Raw genomic sequence first — 20793 nt, 5'->3', positions numbered from 1 at the left:
TTTGTATAACAAGGTCAAAGAGTCCTTATGACCTTGTTTTAAATCTATACGAGATGATAATTACTCGTCTGCTTTCCAATCGTAGTTCTGAACCATTTTCGGATTACGTCGTATTTCGGCATCCGGAATAGGCATAAAGTAATGACGTTTCTCGAATATACGATTTTGCATTACCACTTTCTGGAAGAATTCGGGCGGATCATAACGATAGTTAAGCCCATGGAATTCACCACCTTCACCACCTTTTTTGTAACTTGGATATATCCATCCGTCGCCGGTAGCCATATCTGCAACCATCCAACGGCGAACATCAAAGAAACGATTGGCTTCAAGTGCCATTTCTATAAGACGCTCACGACGAATGCGTTTATCAACGTCGTCACGATTAGCCGGATAACTGATTCTTGTATATCCGTTGTCATCTGTTCCTGTTCCGTATTCGGGAACACCTGCGCGGCTACGTATCTTATTTACATACTCCATAGCAGTTGTAAAATCATTGGTGGCACTTAATGTTTCGGCATAACCAAGATACATATCGGCAAGACGTAGGTTGCACGAGAAATGGTTGTCGCGTCCTGACTCTGCACTGGAACGTGCCAGTTTTCTCCAACCATATCCGGTATAAGGAGCGTCGTGTCCGGCCGATGCGTTACCCGAATTTCCGTTATAATGCAGTTCAGTGGTTACTTCGCCAGCAGTAGTTTGTGTGTTTACCCAAGTTGATCCGTTAAATGTTACACAAACATAGAAGCGTGGTTCACGGTTTTCCCATTGTTTAAGCGTAAGATTGCTGTTCGCTTTAAAATAATTACGGGTTGGGATTATAGGGTCATTATAATTTTCGGCAGATCCATAATAATCACTGGAAGGAGTTACTCCAAAACCATATTCTTTGTAATCCGGATCATCTTCAATGGTCAATCCCTTATCAGTAAAGAACATATCTACCAGGTTCTGGCTTACTGCCAATCCAAGCCCACCTCTGATTTCGCCTACATTTATATGTTTGTGATAGGGTGTAATTGCATAATTGAGATCACCATGCCACACAAGTTTCATCGAAATGTTTTCTTTACTATCATGGTAACATCCTGTTGTTATCTGGCGGTAAGATTCGTATGGGTCTTTCTTGCCATCAGTAGTCACAACATGAAGATCATAATATGAAGGAACAAATTCAGTCATAAATTCTTTGTATGCGTCTCTTGCTCTTTCCCATTTAGATTGATCATGCATTTGTGGGAACAAGTGTGTACCATCTTCATTTTGAATAGATGCAAACATTGTGTTACCGTTGTAAAGTGGACTAGCTGCGTAAAGCAATACTTTCGCTTTATAGCCCTTACACTGTCCTCGGTCTATGTATCCAAGATTTGTTCCACCATATACAGGAGGAAGAACTTCGGCTGCTGCATCGAACTCTGATACAATATAATCAATACATTCATCAACAGTATTTCTGGGTTTAAGCAACTCTGATGCAGGTGTGTCTAAAGCAACAGGAGCTTCACCGTTCAATACACAAGGACCATATTGTCTGAAAACATAGAAATAGTACAATGCTCTTAACGCACGTGCTTCTGCTTTCCACAACGTTTTTTCGTAATCGGTAAGTTCCGGATTCTTTTCTACATTTTGCATAAATGTACTAGCCTTGCTAATGCCTGCATAGTAGTGTTTCCACCAGAAAGTTACATAGTCCGATCCCGCACTTGTTTCGCCTAGATTCCATTTATGGCTGTTATGCCAGTCCCAACTCCAGTTGGCTTCTAAAGAAGATCCACCCCAGATACCTCCATAACGGTCGGCGGTGTTACTATAATAACGTTCTCCGGTAACATCATCGGGTATATAGGTATATACGTTGTTGAGGAACTGCCGTGTTTTTTCACGGTTTGTAAACGTATCTTCTAGGTCAAGCTGCACACCTGGCATCTTTTCGAAAAAATCATCGCATGCCGACAACAAGACGGCCGCCAATACCAGCAAACTTAGGTTGAATATTTTTTTCATTTCGTTATTGCATTATTGGTTAAAAACTAAATTTTACACCTATCGAATAACTCGACGTATTTGGATAAGCCGAACCGTTGTTGGTGTTAAGTTCCGGATCCCATAACTTAAACTTAGAAAGAGTAAACAGGTTGCTTCCCATTAAATAAATGCTTCCATCTTTCAGCAAACATTTATTCATCAATTTCTTTGGAATCCGATAAGATACTGTAAGCTGTTTGAGGCGTAAGAAGCTTACATCTTTTTGCCACCATGTACTTTTTTGTGTATTGTTGGTGTTAGACTCTCCTGTATATGTTAAACGTGGATAGAATACATCGGTATTAGTTGGGTCGTCTGCACTCCAACGGTCGTCTATATTGTCATAAAGGTTATCCAAACCGTTTTGTCCGGAGAAAGGATGTATGGAACGTCCTTCTAAATGGCGATCGGCTTTTGCGGTTCCCTGAAACAACGCAGCAATAGAGAAATCATGAACTTGCAAATCGAAACCAAAACCATAATAAATTTTAGGAACATCTCCTTGTCCAATCACACACTTGTCGTCTTCGTCAATGCGTCCGTCACCATTCAAGTCGCGATATTTAATATCTCCTACATAAACAGTTCCAAATTGTGTAGCATGAGTATCTATCTCTTCCTGACTTGTAAACAATCCATCGGCTATGTACCCCCATCTGGCATTTACATTAGTTCCTCTACTTTCAAGCCATGGGTATGCAGCGGCAGGAGTATCATCTTCAATTATTTTGTCTTTGTTGTATGTCAAGTTACCACGTACTGTAAGAAATACTTTTTTGGCAAGTTGTTGCGAATATTCTGCCTGTATTTCGAAACCTTTATTCTCAACAATACCCAAGTTAGCCCAAGGGCTTTCTACGAAACCGGCATAGTCGGGAAGAAGTTTTCTTTGAAGGAAGATGTTGTCGCGGTATTCTTTGAACAAGTCGAACGTAAATGTTAGATTGTCATTGAGGAAATTAATGTCGATACCAAGGTCTTGCTTGCGAGCACGTGCCCAACCTACATCAACACCATATTTGGCAACACCCCAACCGTTTGTTAAGCCATAAGATGTACCTTGACGAAGACCATAAATCTTATCGCCTGAACTGCCCGACATTACGCCCTGATACATGAAACGACGGTCTGTTACAGCATCGCTACCAACCCATCCGATTGTATATCTTACTTTGAAATAAGACACAACATGCTGTATCTTCTTCCAGAAAGATTCATTGGATGCTACCCAACCTAAACCAAAAGCAGGGAATACACCATAACGTTTATCTGGAGAAAAGTTTTCGGAACCATTTATACCAAGGTTTACTTCGAACAAATAACGGTCATCGAACGAATAAGTACCACGTGCTGCATATCCTCTGTTTTTGTAAGCAAGAGAATTGGTCATATTGTTTGCAGTAAGGTCTCTGTATATTTTTTGGTTATAAAGCAGAAGTCCACTTACACGGTGCTTACCAAAAGTACGGTCGTAATTAAGCGAGAATTCCAGGTATGTGTTGCGATTAGCACCCGACTTTTGCTCAAAACTCAATTGGTCGCTTCCCTGACGGTTGCGGTTCATATTGTAATTTCCTTCACTATCGAACATGCCATTCTCTTGCCAAAGACCAGTTTCTGTATCTTTTGAACCAGCAAAGTAATACATATCACTCCAACGTTTATATTCAAGTTTGCGCGAGTTGTATGCATCGAATGCCAACATTCCCGAAATCTTAAGCCCTTTACTCCAATCCCAGAAATCCAAGTCTTGAGTTACACGCAGATTTGAGTTCAACTGATTATTGAATTCCTGATAATATCCGCGTTTTGACAGGTCCATGTATGGGTTACGCAAGTCACCGTTACTGTTTATACCAGAAAGTGAGCCATCAGGCATGGTCAGCGGCAAATAAACAGGATTGATTTGCATAGATATAGAATACAACTCTGCTGCAGATTGTTGCGGATAGTGTCCTGATGATAACCATCCTGAGAAACCAAGGTCAACAGAAGTTTTTGAAGTTGGTTTTAAATTGAGGTTTGAAGTAAAGTTGAACCGGTTGTATTGCATTTTAGTATTGTAATTTTCCAGTTCAAAATTCTTAGTCTGTCCTTGCTCATTGTAGTAACTTAATGATACGTAGTAATTGGCATTTGGAACCCCACCTCGTATATTCATGTTTGCACGGCGGTTGTGTCCCCAGTCGTTAAATATTTCATTCATCCAGTTTACTGCCGGATAGAGATATTCGTTGTACATTTTAGGATTATCGTTGGGTAGTATGCCGTGAGCTTTCTTTGTAGCAGCAATGTATTCGGGAGAATATAATGCTTTGCTGCCTGGATAAGCATTTGCATAAGCCTCGTTAGCAACATCCATATATGTATATGCATCTGTCATCTGAGGAGTTTTAGTCATACGCGTAAAACTCTCGTAATAATCAACACTAAACTGAGGTTTACCTACTTTACCCGGTTTGGTTTTTATAATGATAACACCGTTTGCACCACGTACACCATAAACAGCAGTTGCAGAGGCATCTTTCAATACAGTTAAAGACTCAACATCTTCCGGATCGAGGTTATTAAGGCTACGTTCCACCCCGTCTACCAATACAAGAGGGGAAGAGCTTTGTCCTGATAGTGTTGACATACCACGGATCCAAATATCAGAGTCGTCGTGTCCGGGTTCACCACTACGTGTAACAGAAACGATACCAGCAATACGTCCTGAAATAGCATTGGATAAATTTCCTGTAGGCATCTTTATATCGGCTATCCTCATTGCAGATTGAGCCCCTACAACAGATACCTTTCTTTGATGTCCGTATCCTACAACCACTACTTCATCAAGTGTAGATATGTCTTCGACAAGTACAATATCGACTACACGCTTGTTATTCACTCTGATTTCCTGAGTTTTAAAGCCAGTAAAAGATATTTCAAGAGTAGGGTCTGCTGTTGTTAATTTAAGGTTATACTGACCGTTTATATCCGTGATAACAGCATTTAGGGTACCTTTTTCCATAACAGTAGCACCTATCAGGAACTCGCCCTTTTCATCGGAAACACGCCCCGTTACAGAAGGCGAATCTTGCGCCTGTACAATAAGAGTGCTTACAGACAGCAGTAACAGTAAGCATAATGATCTAGTAAAATGTTTGATTTTTGTTAATGAATTCATATTACCAGTTGTGTTAATTGATTTGAAATCTTAATTCTTTATGCGCGAATAATCGTGCATTTTTTATCCAAAAGATAATCTTCATAGTATTAGCATAGTAGTTGGGATTATAACCCAACAACCAATCTAATGTGGACAATTCATTCTTTTTTAAGGACCTCAGCAGTCCGGAGGGTGATAATTCTTCATACTTAATAAAAAATAAGGTTAAACATTAATATCAATTATAAGATGGTTATTCATCTAATTATTTATATACATATGGCTTTACATTGCCCACAGTAGCAAATTCTTTGGCTGCACCCGGATCGCAGATGCGTAAATCTATTTCCGGAGGAACTATTCCATCGTTTGCAATATTCAACAAGCCATCTTCCCTTCCGCCATCTCCGCTTATTGCAGGAGCAGAACCCCAAGGATTACGCATGGTAAACAAATATTTGTTGTTATGGGGTAAGAAGAAGCTATATGCGTGGAAGTTTACACTTTTATATTTACCGTCTATTATTAAATCCGATTTTGTAAAACCACCAATCACTATATTACCTTGCTGAATGGACACAGTTACAGCACGTTGAAGATCGTCTGCCGATAGTGTTTGGGGTGCAAAAGCAAACGTCTTACCATTTCCGGTTATTATAGCAGCTGCAAACTCAGTAGCAATTCCACCAATATCCGACGAACCAGTATAAACTTGTTTCCATTTAATTATTGCTTTTTGAAGCACAGTGGCCCAAGTTACCTGACTGTTTTTACCGGATGATGCCCCCAGATTATTTCCATCTTTTATAAATAAATTGCTTACACCTACCTCTACCGGATTCCCTTTGGGGTCATACAATGTAACAGCAAATGTACTGTTGCCGGTATCTTTAATGATACTTTTAATAAATCCGGGATAATTGTGAGCTATATAAGCCATTACTGCTTCCAAACAACAATCGCCTATGCTACGCTGATTTACATCTGCCGGGCTTGGGTCTCCAAAAGGATACAATGAATTTACAGTAAAGTACGACCACGAAAAGTTTCCAAATGTATTGGGTTCTTTAAGCGGATCTTTAAGCCACAATATATCTGATGCACTTGCCACGCGATCATTCACATGCATGGTTCCCATTGGGGTAACCTCTGAGAATGTATTACCACTTGAAAATTGCATCAGGTCACTAATACTGCCGTTATATGAATTTGTGGCAGAAAGTACCCATTCGGCTATTTGTGTAGCATTGCCTCCATTATTAGTTAGAATAGATAATTTGTAATACCGGTAAGTTGCTCTGTTATCTAATTTATAGGTTTTTACTTCTTTCCTGCCCGAAAACGATTGACTTTCTTGTGTATCAATTGTTTTCCACGATTTATTATCTATAGAACCGGATAAAGTCCACGACTTTGGGTCCATTTCTGGTTTATCGGTAGCAGAAGTCAGTGAATAAGACTGTACAACGACACTCCTATTTCCATTCCATGTTATATCAAAAGTACTGTGATTTGTTAGATATTTAGTATTTGCATTATTATCTACCAATTTGCTTATTTCCGAACCTACAGGTGCATCCGAATATTCTGCTATAATTGTCCCGCTTGAAGGCATATTGGCATTTTCGCCTCCAAGTTCCCAATATGGTGATGTGGTTTGGCCACTGTCACTATCATCGTCATCACTAGAACATCCAACAAAACTGAGTGGTAAAACCATCAACAGCAAGAATGTCAGCCCCTTTATGCTACAAATGACATTTTTCATGTTTAATAAAAAATAAGGTTAAACATTAAGATTAATTGCAGATGGGTTAACCATCCGTTGCAAAGAAAGAAAGTCTGAATTTGCCACATATTACTATGCATGCCAAAATGATGTCACAATGAAGAATGTATCAAAAGAGCACAAATGGCACAATAGAGCACAAAATACGAGCTACTGTGCTGTATTGTGCCATTTGTTTCTGCTAGTGACTTTAGAACAAAGAATGAAAGGAGTTAAGGAGTTAAAGGAGTTAAGCAAAAAAAAGAGAGTGTCAAAAGTCTAATCACTCTTTGACACTCTCTTTATGTTATATGGGGAAAGTCTGAAATTAAATTAAATCTTCTGTTGTATATCCTTTGGGAATTTCCCGACAGTTATAAGATGATGCCATAATTTCTCCATAGGCACCCGCAGAGCGTAAAGCAATTAAATCGCCTCTTCTCACTTTGTTCAGGTCGATGGCTTTGCCAAATACATCCGATGATTCGCAGATAGGACCTACCACATCGTATGTTTCAATAAGTTCTTCGGAGGTGATGTTCTCCATTTTGTGATAAGCCTGATACAGGGCAGGACGAATTAAATCGGTCATACCTGCATCGAGAATAGCAAATTGTTTGTTGGCTCCCTGTTTTACATACAGTACCTTACTTATTAAACTTCCGCACTGGCCTGTAATAGAACGGCCTAACTCAAAATGCAATGTTTGTTTCGGACGGAGTTTCAGATGTTGTGCGAAAACAGCAAAGTAAGCAGCAAAATCGGGTATTGCCTGGCGGTTAGGGTGTTCGTAATCAATGCCTAATCCACCGCCAACGTTTACATGGTCAACAATTATCTGACGTTTGTATAAACGTTCCTGTAGTTCGTTCACACGATTGCAAAGAGCTACAAAGTCGCCCATATCCAGAATTTGCGACCCAATGTGGAAGTGTATTCCAATAAACTTAATGTTGGGCAATTGCAAAGCAATATCAATTACATGATCCATTTCCTCCATGCTGATGCCAAATTTGTTCTCGGCCAATCCTGTAGTAATGTTGGCATGGGTATGTGCACCAACGTTTGGATTGATACGGAAAGCAACATTTGCAATCTTGCCCTGAGCGGCAGCCAATTCGTTGATTACTTCAAGTTCGGGAATAGACTCTACATTGAAGCAGAAGATATCGTATTTTAATCCCAAATTGATTTCCCAATCGGCTTTGCCTACACCAGCAAATACTATTTTATTAGCAGGAACACCGGCTTTGATCGAAGCCTGAATTTCGCCACCACTTACACAGTCGGTACCTAATCCGGCCTCGCGTATAATGGACAGTATTTTATGATTGGCATTTGCTTTTACTGCATAGTGAACACAATAGTTATCGAATTTACCGATTTCTCTTTTTACAGTAGCTAATGTTTCGCGCAGTAATTTAGTATCGTAGTAGTAAAAGGGAGTTTGTAACTCGCTGAATTTGTCAACAGGGAATATACCTTTCATGTTTTGAGTTTTGAGTAGTGAGTAGTGAGTAATGAGTTATGAGTGATGAGTTTTGAGTAATGAGTGATGAGTGATGAGTAATGAGTGATGAGTAATGAGTTACCATGCAGCATTGCAACTCAAAACTCATTACTCAAAACTCATTACTCAAAACTCAAAACTCATTACTCAAAATTCACTCATTAAACAGGACGTGGCTTAATGATTGTAATGCCGTTTTCTTATCGTCTTCTTTAATTAGCAATGAAATATTGTAGTTGCTACCACCGTACGAAATCATACGAACAGGAATGTTCTTCATGGCCTGTACTACTTTGGCTTCGAAACCTAAGTTTTCCCAGTCAAGGTCGCCAACCACGCAGATAATACACATGCCGCTGTCAACAGTTACGGTTCCGTATTTTTTCAGATCGTCAAGTATTTCATTCAGGTGGCGGGTATTATCAATGGTTACAGATACACCTACTTCCGAAGTACAAATCATGTCGATAGAAGTTTGGTAGCTTTCGAATATCTCGAATACTTTGCGCAAGAAACCGTGCGCAAGAAGCATGCGGCTTGATTTTATTTTAATTGCTGTAATACCACCCTTTGCTGCTACTGCTTTGATTTTTCCTTTTTCTGTTTCGTTAGAAATCATGGTTCCGGGAGCAGTAGGATCTATCGTATTCAGCAAACGTACCGGGATGTTGGCATATTTAGCAGGCTGAATACAGGTAGGATGTAATATTTTTGCTCCGAAATAAGCAAGTTCGGCAGCTTCTTCAAAATGCAACTGACGCACCGGAGATGTTTTTTCAACAATGCGCGGATCGTTGTTGTGCATTCCGTCTATATCGGTCCATATCTGAATTTCGGATGCATTAACAGCAGCACCAATCAACGAGGCTGTATAATCGCTACCCCCTCTTTGAAGGTTGTCTATCTCGCCGTAAGCATTACGGCAGATGAATCCCTGAGTAATGTATATTTCAGCATCCGGATGTAACTCAAGCTGAATGTGAAGTTTCTCTTTGATGTAAATAGGATCGGGCTCTGCGTTTTTATCTGTACGCATATAATCCAAAGCAGGCAGTAATACCGATTTCACTCCACATTCCTGTAGGTAGTAATTTACCATAGCTGTGGATATTAATTCGCCTTGTGCCAGAACTACTTTTTCTTCGAACAAAGTAAAGAGGTCTTTGGTAAAAGAACGTATATAGTTGAAATGTGATTTTATAACTTCACGTCCTTTCTGTTTATATTCCTCAGTTTTATATAGTTCATCAACATGCTGTTTATATTTAATTTCGAGTCTGTTGATTATTTCATTCGCCCCATCCGGATTTTTCTTGTAAAGATAGTCCGAAATCTCCACCAATGAGTTGGTTGTTCCCGACATAGCTGAAAGAACAACAATCTTTCTTTCGCCATCGGTAATCAATTCGGCTACTTCTTTCATTCTCTGAGCCGAGCCAACAGATGTTCCTCCAAACTTTAAAACTTTCATTTTCGTTACTTTGTTAAATTATTATAGATTAATTGTTTACGTTGTTATTAAACTCGTGAGTAACATCAACAATCTGATGTTCGTCACAACGCAATACGCGTCCGGGAAATTTTTCGATCAATGCAATATTATGTGTAGACATAATTACAGATGCACCCGACTGGCATATTGATTGTAAGAGTTTAGTAATTGATTGGCTTGTTTCTACATCCAGGTTACCGGTAGGTTCATCGGCCAGTACTATTTGAGGTGAGTTTAATATGGCACGCGCAATAACAATGCGTTGCTGTTCGCCCCCTGATAGTTCGTTGGGCATTTTATAGCCTTTGGTTTCCATCTCAACCTGCGATAAAACATGGTTAATACGGCTGGTTATTTCCTTTTTATCTTTCCATCCGGTTGCTTTCAGTACAAAGTATAGGTTATCGTATACAGTACGATCGGTAAGTAATTGAAAATCCTGAAAAACGATTCCCATCTTCTTCCGTAAATTAGGAATATGTTTTTTCTTTATAGTACGCATATTATAGCCCAGTACTTCGGCTTCACCATTTTTTATATCCAACTCGGCATAAAAAGTTTTCAGCAGACTGGTTTTACCCGAACCAACCTTACCAATCAGATACAAAAACTCGCCTTTGCATAACTGCAAATTCACATCACAAAGAACGGAATGGTCTTCTTGATTTATCTCAACATCCTTATAACGGATTAATGTTTCTTCCATGAGTCGCTATGCCTAACTTTCAATTCTCTTACTAAATCCTCAATACGATATCCTTTGGATGTTAGCATTACAATAAGGTGGTATATCATATCCGACCCCTCGTATATCATTCTTTCATCTGTTCCGTTGGTTGCTTCAATAATCATCTCCACAGCCTCTTCGCCTACTTTCTGTGCCATACGGTTAATGCCCGATTCGAACAAGCTTGTGGTGTACGAGTTTTCAGGCATCTCTTCATGACGTTTTACTATAAAGTCTTGCAACTGCTTAAGGAACAGAATATCTTCTTCGTTCTTTTCTCCCCAACAGGTATCGGTTCCGGTATGGCATACCGGCCCTACAGGATCTACTTTTATAAGTAGGGTATCATCATCACAATCCGATTGTATAGATACAACATGTAGAAAATTGCCACTCTCCTCCCCTTTTGTCCATAAACGGTTTTTGGTACGACTAAAGAATGTTACTTTTCCTGTTTCAAGTGTTTTATCGTAGGCCTCTTTATTCATATAGCCTAACATTAGCACTTTACTAGTTGTATTATCTTGTATAATTGCCGGAATCAATCCGTTCATTTTATCGAAATCCATCATTTTAAGTTATGAGTTATGAGTTATGAGTTATGAGTTTTGAGTTTTGAGTTTTGAGTTATGAGTTTCATTAACCGCATGGCTCTCAAAACTCATTACTCATAACTCAAAACTTATCTCACGCTTATTCCTTGCGCGCAAAGATACGATTTTAATTCGGGAATTTTTATCTCACCAAAATGAAAAACGCTGGCTGCCAGTGCGGCATCTGCTTTTCCTTTGGTAAATACTTCAAGGAAATGCTCCTTTTGCCCTGCTCCACCAGAAGCTATAACGGGTATGGATAGCTGCCCGGAGAGTGTTGCCAGTGCTTCGTTAGCATATCCGGTTTTTACTCCATCATGGTCCATACTGGTGAACAGTATTTCGCCAGCTCCTCTCTCCTGCCCTTCTTTGGCCCAAGTAAAGAGTTCTTTTTCTGTTTCTACACGGCCACCATTTAAATAACACTTCCAGCCGGCAGTTGTTTGCTTGGCATCTACTGCAAGTACACAAACTTGTGTTCCGAAGTGTTTGGCTATTTCATCAATCAGACCGGGATCTCGCATTGCCGATGAGTTTATAGAAACTTTATCGGCTCCGGCATTTAACAACCGGTCAACATCGGTTAGTTCATTGATGCCGCCTCCAACTGTAAATGGAATGCTTATATTGGCAGCAATACGGGTTACCAGTTCGGTAAAGGTTTTGCGCCCTTCGTGACTTGCGGTAATATCCAGAAACACAAGTTCATCGGCTCCCTGCTCACTGTATGCTTTGGCCAGTTCAATAGGATCGCCCGCCTGACGCAGGTTTACAAAGTTTGTTCCTTTCACTGTTTGGCCATCTTTTATATCCAAACAGGGGATTATTCTTTTTGCTAATGCCATGTTATTTACATTTTTTATAGAATGGAAGGAGTTATCGCTTTGCTAGGAGTTAAAGGAGTTAAAGCTTTAGATGCTCTGAAGTATCTTAGAACTATAACTCCCTTTAACTACTTCCATTCTGGAATATGAATATTTCAGGATAGGAACTGATATAAATCTTTTAATTGGATACGCCCTTCGTATATAGCTTTTCCAAATATTACAGCTGGAACGCAGGCTTCCTGCAAGGCAAATATATCATCCAGGTTGCTTACACCACCACTGGCAATCAGGTAAAGATTGGGATGGAGTTTAAGTATTTCCTTATATAAGTCTATCGAGGGGCCTTCAAGCATACCATCTTTAGAGATATCGGTACAGATAACTTTTTCTACTCCGTGATGAATGTAGTCCTTTAAAAAAGGAAAGATATCCTGTGTGGTTTCGTCTTTCCAACCGTTCACGGCTATTTTATTGTCTTTTACATCGGCACCTAATATCATTTTACCTGCCCCGTAACGTTCCAGCCATTTTAAGAACAGCTCGGGACTCTTCACCGCGAGGCTACCAACTGTTACCATCTCTGCACCGTTATCGAAAGCAATTATAAGGTCCTCATCGCTTTTAATCCCTCCTCCAAAATCAATAATCAATGAAGTGCGAGATGCAATCTGATCTAATACCTTGTAGTTTACAATATGATGTGAAGCTGCTCCATCCAGATCAACCACATGCAAACGCCTGATGCCGTGTGCTTCGAACTCTTTGGCTACTTCAACAGGGTTTTCGTTATATACCTTTTTAGTACCATAATCTCCTTGCGAAAGTCTTACACACTTTCCATCTATTATATCTATTGCGGGTATTAGTTCGATCATTTGAGTTTTTGAGTTTATAGGTCAAGAAAGTTTTGGATGATTCGTTCGCCAACAGTGCCACTCTTTTCCGGATGAAACTGGGTTGCATAAAAGTTATCTTTATGCAAAGCTGCACTAAATGGTAAAATGTAGTTGGTTTGTGCTGCTGTAAAATCGTTTACTGGCACATAGAAACTGTGTACAAAGTAAACAAATTCTTCTTTGGTGAATCCTTTAAACAGGGGACTGTTTAAGTTTTCAAGTGTATTCCATCCCATGTGTGGCACTTTATCTTCTTGTTTTTGAGGTACAAAGAGCTTTACATCGGTATCAAAAATTCCAAGACAGTTTGTTGCACCTTCTTCGGAGTAGCGACACATTAGTTGCATGCCAAGGCAGATTCCCAAAACCGGTTGACGAAGATCTTTAATTAAAGTATGCAAACCTTCCTTTTTCAGATATTGCATGGTGGTTGCTGCTTCACCAACCCCAGGAAAGATAATTTTATCGGCAGCAAGGATTGTTTCTTTATCGCTGGTAATTTCGGCAGATACTCCAAGTCTTTTCAGCGCATAATCTACCGAACGGATATTGCCTGCATTATATTTAATAATAACTATTTTCATGTTCTAACTAAATATCACTGTTTTGTTTTTATAAGCCAAAACTTTCCGTTCAATGTGCTTTTGTACCGCTCTTGACAATACAATTTTCTCAAGGTCTTTACCTTTATTTACAAGATCAGAGATCGAGTCTCTGTGGCTGATGCGAACAACATCCTGTTCTATAATCGGCCCTGCATCTAATTCGGTTGTTACATAGTGGCTGGTTGCCCCTATAATTTTCACTCCCCGTTCAAAAGCTGCATGATAAGGTTTTGCCCCAACAAAAGCGGGCAAAAAAGAATGATGTATATTGATAATCTTATCAGGATATGCTTTAATCATGTTTTCGGAGATGATTTGCATGTATCGTGCCAGTACAATAAAACTTATCCTGTGTTCTTTGAGCAGTTCCATTTCTTTTTTTTCCTGCTCTTCTTTATTTTCTTTGGTGATAGGGAATAGATGGAAAGGAATACCAAATCTTTCGGCAACATGTTGCAAATCCGGGTGATTACTTATAATCAGAGGAATTTCCACATTCCACTCTCCTGCTGTGTAGCGGGCAAGGATATCGTATATACAATGTGACATCTTCGATACAAATATCGCCATTCTGGGCTTTACATCCGAGAAGTACAGTCTGAAATTCATTCCGTACTTCTGTGCATATAGCGTTGCAAAATAGTCTTCTATTTTTTCTTTGGGAACCAAAAAGTTCACTAATTCCCATTCTATTCGCATAAAGAACATGTTTTCTACATGGTCTACATATTGATCTAAATATATGATGTTTCCTTTGTTAACGGTGATAAAGTCTGTTACTTCTGCCAATATTCCCGGTTTATCGGGGCAATGTAATAACAGTTTGGCTGTTGTCATAAGGCATTTACGAATTATTTGTTTCACTTAAGCGCGCAAAATTAACGAATTATTGCCAAATTATAAATAATATGAGCAAGAAGTTTTAATTGAAAGAGATAAAAGTTACAGATAGAAAGATATTCAAGCGTTTTCCCTGCCTTTGACTATGGTACTTAAGTTTTAGTGGGCCCTATTCAACCGTACAATTTGAAAAAACTTTCCAACCGTCCTCTTCTTGTTTAGCTATTTTACGGCTCAAAAAAACAACAAAAATGGAAAGTTGCCTTACTTCACCACCGTTATACGCGCTACAGAGCCGTTTTTATTGCGTATTTTCAAAATGCTGCATTTCGCATTGATGAAATGCTGCATTTCGTTCATTCAAAATGCTGCATTTTGAAAGTGTGAAATGCTGCATTTTGAAATCGCGTTTTGCTGCATGAAAAATAGTAATGATTTGTGGATGGATAAAAATATACATATAAGCTTAAAAGTGAGGTAGAGGAGGTAAAGTGAGGTAGAGGAGGTAAAGTGAGAAACCAACTAATTTCACACTTCTATAAAGAAAGCCAACGACATCTCGGTAGAAGGCCAACAGTTTCACGGTAGGAAACTAACATTCACGGTAGGAAACCAACAGTTTCCTATGTATGAAACTACTTGTTTTCTACGTAGAAAACAGTTGGTTTTCTATATAGGAAACTACTTGTTTCACTGTACAAAATCAGAATGAAACTAGTTGTTTCATGCGCATCTTGCATGCTGGTAAATTTTGATTTTTAATTTCTGTGTAGAGGATAATTATGAGTCAAATTTTTATAATTCGCTGATATTTAGCAATTAACAGAAAACACCTTAGTGATAGCAGTGGTAGATATATTTTACTATCACTGTATCTATCACTAAATTAATCAACTGTTTATCAGAATGTTATCACTGCTAGTGATAGCAGTGATAGCAAAATGGCGAAAAAACATTTTCTGAGGTATAACTGATTTGCGATTTTGCCCTCTCTGATTTGAACTTAATTTATGAAGCATGAATAATGCTGGTTAATTGGCTATTAACTAATAGGAAAAGAAAAAAATATAGCTTTTGAGCAAAAAAAGTTTCTCCAACTATTGCAGATTTAAAATTAATGCTTACCTTTGCATCCGCAATCGAGAGAGATTGCTACTTGAAAAAGTAAATTGGTGTGGTAGTTCAGCTGGTTAGAATACCTGCCTGTCACGCAGGGGGTCGCGGGTTCGAGTCCCGTCCATACCGCTTAAAAGACTGACAATCAGTCAATTACGAAGACAAAAAGCCTGTAAAATGCTATTTTACAGGCTTTTTTATATCCCTTTAGGACACACTAAAGTCATTAAAAAGCCAAAGTCGGACAGAGTTCCGTTACCAAATCATTACCTATTTTCTAAAAATCCAAAAAGGTAACGAATGTCGCGATAAGGCGTTGATTTGTCGCAATTTGGCGTAGCAGAAATTCCTCATATGAGATCACAAGAAAGTAATTTTGTAATCTTAATAATTGAGTAATTATGCGTAGTACATTTAAAATTCTTTTCTACATTAAAAAGAATGCGATTAAGAGCAATGGGAAAGCTCCCATAATGGCAAGAATAACCTTAAACGGGGAAATTGCCCAGTTTAGTGTAAAATGCGAGGTTGACCCCGCAGATTGGAACCCCAAAGCAGGAAAAGGAGTTGATAAAAATTTGTCATTCCACCTAGCTAGGCACAGCAGCGACTGTAGTATTTTTAGCCAATAAGGTTTCGATGGAAAATGTCGCTAAAATTCTTTGGTCATAAAAGCACTAAGATGACCCAGCGCTATGCAAAGGTTCTTGATTGCTCTATCAAGCGAGATATGGAAAATGTGATAAAAGCAATGAATTTCTAATCAGTAGAATTTGCTAAATCTTGTTGTCTATTTGTTCCAAGGTCGAAACTTTCGACCTTGGAACAAAAATTTACCAGCTCAATTATTGTATATCTTGTAAATTACAATGATCAGTCACAATTCAACTCACAAAATCCTGTATTAATTGCTATGTTCGTAATTACGCATTCTATCTATTATAATCAACATTCTCTAATATTTCATTGACGCCATAATGTCCGTATGTTTTCTTCAATGCAAAATCAAAAGTGTCGATTATTTTCTCTTGAATGGCAGTAGTTTCCTTTAGATATTTATATATTGCAAATAACAATTCCAGGCAATCTTTATGGTGTATACTGTTTTCTGCATCCGTTTCCTTTTTCATGATGATGTCTAAATATTCAAAGCATTCTTCAGGATAGCTTGCTGCGCATAACTCTAAATAATCTATAATTCCTTTTACTCGACATACATACCGACTACTAATATGTGATTTTAGGGCATACTTTATCACAGGAAAGTCTTCGCATGTAAGTTTTGAGAACTTATATGCAAACGATTTAACAACAGATTCATCATTAGACTTTGCCAGTTGATTGATTACTGATAGTGAATGCTCACGACAAAGAGGGTGGGAGAAATTCGTAAAGGCTGCTTTCAAAGCTCCTTTTAAGAACCCAGCATCTTGTGCTTGATTTATTTTGGAATAAAGCACATCTTCACATTTTATATTTCCATAACAACAACCTAAGAAGTACAATATTCCCAATCCTCTCTGGGCACGCGTGATATTTTCCACACTTTTTAGATATGGCATAACGACATCCGGTTTACATGACAAATATCCATTGATTATATTACTTGCCACATAAACAAACTCAGAAACCTCACTTTGAAGACATAATGGAAGTAACTCTTCAAATAGTTTCTCATCGTATACGTCTACATGATATATACGATAAAGAACTGTTAGCTTCAACTCGACTCCTAACGATTCAACTAGTCCAATAAGAGCTTTATATGCTTTTTCTCTTCGGTCAGCAAACGCTGCATTTTCGATAAATGCTTCTATTGCTCGTCCTTGAAGAAGATTTATACCTGTGGTCAGTAACCCAGATATCCTATCATCGGATTCTGATGGTTTACTCTCTTTTTCTATATTATATGAAGAAGCATATTCTTTTTTGATTATGGAAATGAGTATTTCAGATACTTCGTCTGAGTACAATGAGCCACATTTAATAAATAACTGAACTGTCTCTACGATATCATATAAAGTTTCATTATCGGGATTCGAATCATATACTCGTTTTAATAGGGGATATAAATCGTCTACATTATACCGAGCGTCTAATAATCCTCGTATCCCAGCTAACTTATAATAGGCTTTAATTCTACCATCATCGAATATTCTAAAGACAAAAGGATAAAATTTCCCCGGATCATCTTTTACACATTCTCTGAATTTGCGTTCGTGCACATGTGGGTCAAAGTGAAGATCGAACCTGCGACTGCCTGCTAACTTAACAAATGATGTTTCCCAATTGTATAACGAAAGTTTTTTGTATTTTTCATCAGAAACTAATCCACCACATACATGTGCCATCGTCACGTGATCTGATGATTTTTCATTCTTATATTTCCATGGAAATCTTCTGTCTAGTTCGTTTTTTCTCCGTTTTAAAGCAATGGTTAATGATTCCTTTGGTAATGAGTAGATAAATGCTCTTTGCCGTATTCCTATATGAGGATACAATTGTCGCTGCCAGCGTCTTTCTGGATTTGCGACCATTTCATTCTTGCAACTAAATGACAAAGCATATTGCTTTATTCGATTTTGTTGTTCCATATTGAAATATTGAAAACTATGTTTTAATAACTCCTTAAAATAATAGCCTTCTCTATCGTTATTAAGCAGATAGCATACGAGCTTATGATTATCTAATAGTTTGTAAGTCGTGCTAATAAATAACTTCGGTTCCTTTAGCATTATCTCTAAAGCCATGGCATAAAGAGTACTACTGTCGGTAGATAAGTAATAATCAACCTCTTTGACGACAAAATCGGAATTATTGAGTAATTCGTTTTTGAGAATATTTAAAAGATAAGTGATTATTTTTAATCGCGATTCGCTTCGATAGAAATAGCCTTCAAAAGTAGTATTCCCTTTTAAGTAATCATTAAATAACGAATGGGAGGTGTCTCTAATTAGGGTGACGATTATGTTTTTTAATATTGGATATAAATCTCGAGGATGTTTTTCAGATAATGATTCGATTATTTCGTCGAAAAAACGATGTTCGTCAACAGGCAGTTCCTCATCTTTACACCAGCATTTAGCGACTTCATCAAGAATGGGCGAGATCTCTTCAAATACAAATTGCGGATTATCAGTAATGGCTCGTTCTAAAAACATTAATTTTTCAAAGTCATTCTTGCCTTTGTATAATTGATAATACCACTTTAACACAGCTGGACTGCTGTGATTCTGAACAAACCATATTGCTTTTGAAGCCACTTGTGCTCTAACTTCTTCATTCTTAATCTTGTCAATTAAAGCAAATACTTTATCTTCTCGAAGCCCTGAAAACGAAGACAGAAAATTAGCTAATACTGAATATCGATCAATCTTGTCAATCAAAACAATATCGTTCTCTAGTTCATCAATTAAGGCATCGAACCACTCGACAGCTACGCTAAGTTTGATAAAATCGTTGAATAACTCAGTATCTTCTTGTTTGATTCTGAGTATAATATCTATGCTTCTTTTCTCTGGGGCCTGAGTGCCAAGATGCTGTAAAACTAATAGTTTAATATGGTATCTTATTTGAGTATCGCTTAGCAACAAACTAATTTGTTTGAAATGCCTATCTGGATCATAGCCTTTAAGAAACTCTAACAATTGTTTTATCGAAGATCGGATGAAAAGCCCTTGATGGTTGCTTGTGATGAAAGAATACAATGACTCTTTATCAGATAAAAATTTCCGGGCAAATACGTAATCATAAAAACTTTGATGAAAAAACCTAATAGTATTATTCTCACATGTGATAATACCTTCTGTCGCTAAATAATTTATGTAGTTAACGTCTTTCCCTGAAGAGATCCACTTAACTGACAACGTTTGGTCATTATATATTTTATCTGCAATTTTTGACATTTTTTGCTCTAAAATATCGGGTAATATTTTTTCAGACCGAGGATGCAGAATTTTTACTTTCCACAACTCTTCATAGAGCTTGTGATGTGATGAGAAATTCAGAATTGTATTGTTGTCTCGATATATCCTACAATACGCATCCAAATATTGTGCTGTTTGAAGAAGTTCCTTTGTCTTGTCGTTAATGTTAGAAACGGATTCATTGCCGACTAATAATCTCAACGTAGATTCAACTTCTTTAATACTTAGTTCTCCTAGCTCAATATTCTTATTTGTCTTCAGATTGCTTAAAATAGGATCGTAGTTCAAATCAAATTTCCTACAAGAAACTATAATCCTTAAGTTTGAATAGGTTAGTGATGAGAATTTGCTGAGAATGCTATAATAAGCATTTATTTGTGCTCGATCATTAGATAACGACTGAGATAGTGCATCTATCTGATCTATCAATAAGACTGCTCTTACATTTTTATCAGACGATATATAATTGACTACCTCATTTATTGTTTCAATGATTTTGTTAGAAGTTATGTTGCTTATATCTGCCTTAATTGCTAATAAAGGCAAGTTGTCAGTTCTTAATTTATTGGCTAATTGTTTAATGATCACACTTTTACCAACGCCAGCCTCCCCGGTTAGGATACAAATATTATCCGACTCTTTTATGTTTCCTTTAGCATCATATATCCATTGATATATTTGGCTGAGTTCTTGTCTCTCGATATATGAATCTGGAATGCTGTAAAAGTGCGTATTCACACATTCAAAGGCACAAGCATATGAGTCAATAATCGCATTTATCTTCTCTGTTTTATTTACGATACTTTCTGCGGTTGTGTTGTATATCGCTTTCCATTGTTTAATCGTCTCATCTTTATTGATTTCAGATAAAATCTCTTCTTTTGTGAAATTGTAAGTAATCGTAAATTGAGTCGCTTTTGATTTATTTTGGTTTATAAACTCATTTGAAATATGCTTCCAAAATACAATTTTATTCAGATGATCAACAACCAATAACACAACGACTTCAGTAGGGACTCTTTGTGCATACCCCAATAAAGACGTTGGGATGTCAAATTTATTTAATCCAGCATACTTTGGGGGATATGATTTAACTTGAACTGTAATCTTACCGCAAATAATCTGCCCATCAAGCAACTCTATAATACCGTCATAATTAGGCGTTTTATCATTATCAGACAAATACGGGTTTGCCTCGGAACCTAAAAATAGTCGTTCGACATGAGATATCGATGACTTCTCTAAGATTACGCTAGGAGTTATTGATTTATTGGGAGTAAAATCCATTTTAGTGACTATGTGTTAATT

General features: G+C 37.8%; 12 protein-coding genes, 1 tRNA gene and 2 pseudogenes. 3 read left to right on the top strand and 12 right to left on the bottom strand.

Annotated elements, in window-relative coordinates:
• Window positions 1-60: 60 nt before the first annotated feature.
• The 11 genes from D0T85_RS00260 to purU form a co-directional block, all read right to left on the bottom strand.
• The gene (locus tag D0T85_RS00260; protein WP_163209056.1) at window positions 61-2016 is read right to left on the bottom strand and encodes a RagB/SusD family nutrient uptake outer membrane protein; all 1956 of its coding nucleotides are present in this window, start codon (window positions 2014-2016) and stop codon (window positions 61-63) included.
• Between the two features lie 19 nt (window positions 2017-2035).
• Window positions 2036-5203 (bottom strand): TonB-dependent receptor, encoded by a 3168-nt coding sequence (locus D0T85_RS00255; protein WP_163209054.1) that lies wholly within the window; start codon window positions 5201-5203, stop codon window positions 2036-2038.
• Window positions 5204-5450: 247 nt separating this feature from the next.
• On the bottom strand, window positions 5451-6953 hold the full coding sequence (locus tag D0T85_RS00250; protein ID WP_163209052.1) for a C2 family cysteine protease: 1503 nt from the start codon (window positions 6951-6953) through the stop codon (window positions 5451-5453).
• Window positions 6954-7281: 328 nt separating this feature from the next.
• The gene (lysA, locus tag D0T85_RS00245; RefSeq protein ID WP_163209050.1) at window positions 7282-8442 is read right to left on the bottom strand and encodes a diaminopimelate decarboxylase; all 1161 of its coding nucleotides are present in this window, start codon (window positions 8440-8442) and stop codon (window positions 7282-7284) included.
• Between the two features lie 175 nt (window positions 8443-8617).
• On the bottom strand, window positions 8618-9934 hold the full coding sequence (locus D0T85_RS00240) for an aspartate kinase (protein ID WP_163209047.1): 1317 nt from the start codon (window positions 9932-9934) through the stop codon (window positions 8618-8620).
• A gap of 28 nt (window positions 9935-9962) precedes the next feature.
• On the bottom strand, window positions 9963-10661 hold the full coding sequence (locus D0T85_RS00235; protein WP_163209045.1) for a cell division ATP-binding protein FtsE: 699 nt from the start codon (window positions 10659-10661) through the stop codon (window positions 9963-9965).
• On the bottom strand, window positions 10646-11254 hold the full coding sequence (hisIE, locus tag D0T85_RS00230; protein WP_163209043.1) for a bifunctional phosphoribosyl-AMP cyclohydrolase/phosphoribosyl-ATP diphosphatase HisIE: 609 nt from the start codon (window positions 11252-11254) through the stop codon (window positions 10646-10648). Before hisIE ends, D0T85_RS00235 begins: the two co-directional genes overlap by 16 nt.
• A 110-nt stretch (window positions 11255-11364) precedes the next feature.
• Window positions 11365-12120, bottom strand: a complete 756-nt coding sequence (gene hisF, locus D0T85_RS00225) for an imidazole glycerol phosphate synthase subunit HisF (RefSeq protein WP_163209041.1) — start codon at window positions 12118-12120, stop codon at window positions 11365-11367.
• 134 nt (window positions 12121-12254) lie between these two features.
• Window positions 12255-12977 (bottom strand): 1-(5-phosphoribosyl)-5-[(5-phosphoribosylamino)methylideneamino]imidazole-4-carboxamide isomerase, encoded by a 723-nt coding sequence (gene hisA, locus D0T85_RS00220; protein ID WP_163209039.1) that lies wholly within the window; start codon window positions 12975-12977, stop codon window positions 12255-12257.
• A gap of 14 nt (window positions 12978-12991) precedes the next feature.
• Window positions 12992-13582 (bottom strand): imidazole glycerol phosphate synthase subunit HisH, encoded by a 591-nt coding sequence (gene hisH / locus D0T85_RS00215; RefSeq protein ID WP_163209037.1) that lies wholly within the window; start codon window positions 13580-13582, stop codon window positions 12992-12994.
• Between the two features lie 3 nt (window positions 13583-13585).
• A complete protein-coding gene (gene purU, locus D0T85_RS00210; protein ID WP_163209035.1) occupies window positions 13586-14440 on the bottom strand; it encodes a formyltetrahydrofolate deformylase in 855 nt (284 codons plus the stop codon).
• Between the two features lie 1174 nt (window positions 14441-15614).
• On the opposite strand from purU, the gene D0T85_RS00205 reads away from it, so the two are divergent.
• The 3 genes and pseudogenes from D0T85_RS00205 to D0T85_RS22650 form a co-directional block, all read left to right on the top strand.
• Window positions 15615-15688: transfer RNA gene (locus D0T85_RS00205), tRNA-Asp, on the top strand.
• 272 nt (window positions 15689-15960) lie between these two features.
• Window positions 15961-16110 (top strand): annotated as a pseudogene (locus D0T85_RS23125) (Arm DNA-binding domain-containing protein); the annotation flags it as partial.
• Between the two features lie 27 nt (window positions 16111-16137).
• A pseudogene (locus D0T85_RS22650) lies at window positions 16138-16322 on the top strand (tyrosine-type recombinase/integrase); the annotation flags it as partial.
• 169 nt (window positions 16323-16491) lie between these two features.
• Here the strand turns inward: D0T85_RS22650 and D0T85_RS00195 are convergent.
• On the bottom strand, window positions 16492-20772 hold the full coding sequence (locus tag D0T85_RS00195) for an NACHT domain-containing NTPase (RefSeq protein WP_163209031.1): 4281 nt from the start codon (window positions 20770-20772) through the stop codon (window positions 16492-16494).
• Between the last annotated feature and the right edge of the window lie 21 nt (window positions 20773-20793).

The sequence above is a fragment of the Bacteroides sp. 519 genome (genome assembly GCF_010500955.1).
Classification (GTDB): domain Bacteria; phylum Bacteroidota; class Bacteroidia; order Bacteroidales; family Bacteroidaceae; genus Bacteroides.
The sequence above is the reverse complement of the archived record's forward strand: the minus strand, read 5'-3'. Positions and strand labels throughout refer to the sequence as shown.

Coding starts and splice junctions, on each gene's coding strand:
- hisA (WP_163209039.1), bottom strand. CDS start 12,977: ATGATCGAACTAATACCCGCAATAGATATAATAGATGGAAAGTGTGTA.
- D0T85_RS00260 (WP_163209056.1), bottom strand. CDS start 2,016: ATGAAAAAAATATTCAACCTAAGTTTGCTGGTATTGGCGGCCGTCTTG.
- hisH (WP_163209037.1), bottom strand. CDS start 13,582: ATGAAAATAGTTATTATTAAATATAATGCAGGCAATATCCGTTCGGTA.
- hisIE (WP_163209043.1), bottom strand. CDS start 11,254: ATGATGGATTTCGATAAAATGAACGGATTGATTCCGGCAATTATACAA.
- hisF (WP_163209041.1), bottom strand. CDS start 12,120: ATGGCATTAGCAAAAAGAATAATCCCCTGTTTGGATATAAAAGATGGC.
- lysA (WP_163209050.1), bottom strand. CDS start 8,442: ATGAAAGGTATATTCCCTGTTGACAAATTCAGCGAGTTACAAACTCCC.
- D0T85_RS00195 (WP_163209031.1), bottom strand. CDS start 20,772: ATGGATTTTACTCCCAATAAATCAATAACTCCTAGCGTAATCTTAGAG.
- D0T85_RS00255 (WP_163209054.1), bottom strand. CDS start 5,203: ATGAATTCATTAACAAAAATCAAACATTTTACTAGATCATTATGCTTA.
- purU (WP_163209035.1), bottom strand. CDS start 14,440: ATGACAACAGCCAAACTGTTATTACATTGCCCCGATAAACCGGGAATA.
- D0T85_RS00250 (WP_163209052.1), bottom strand. CDS start 6,953: ATGAAAAATGTCATTTGTAGCATAAAGGGGCTGACATTCTTGCTGTTG.
- D0T85_RS00240 (WP_163209047.1), bottom strand. CDS start 9,934: ATGAAAGTTTTAAAGTTTGGAGGAACATCTGTTGGCTCGGCTCAGAGA.
- D0T85_RS00235 (WP_163209045.1), bottom strand. CDS start 10,661: ATGGAAGAAACATTAATCCGTTATAAGGATGTTGAGATAAATCAAGAA.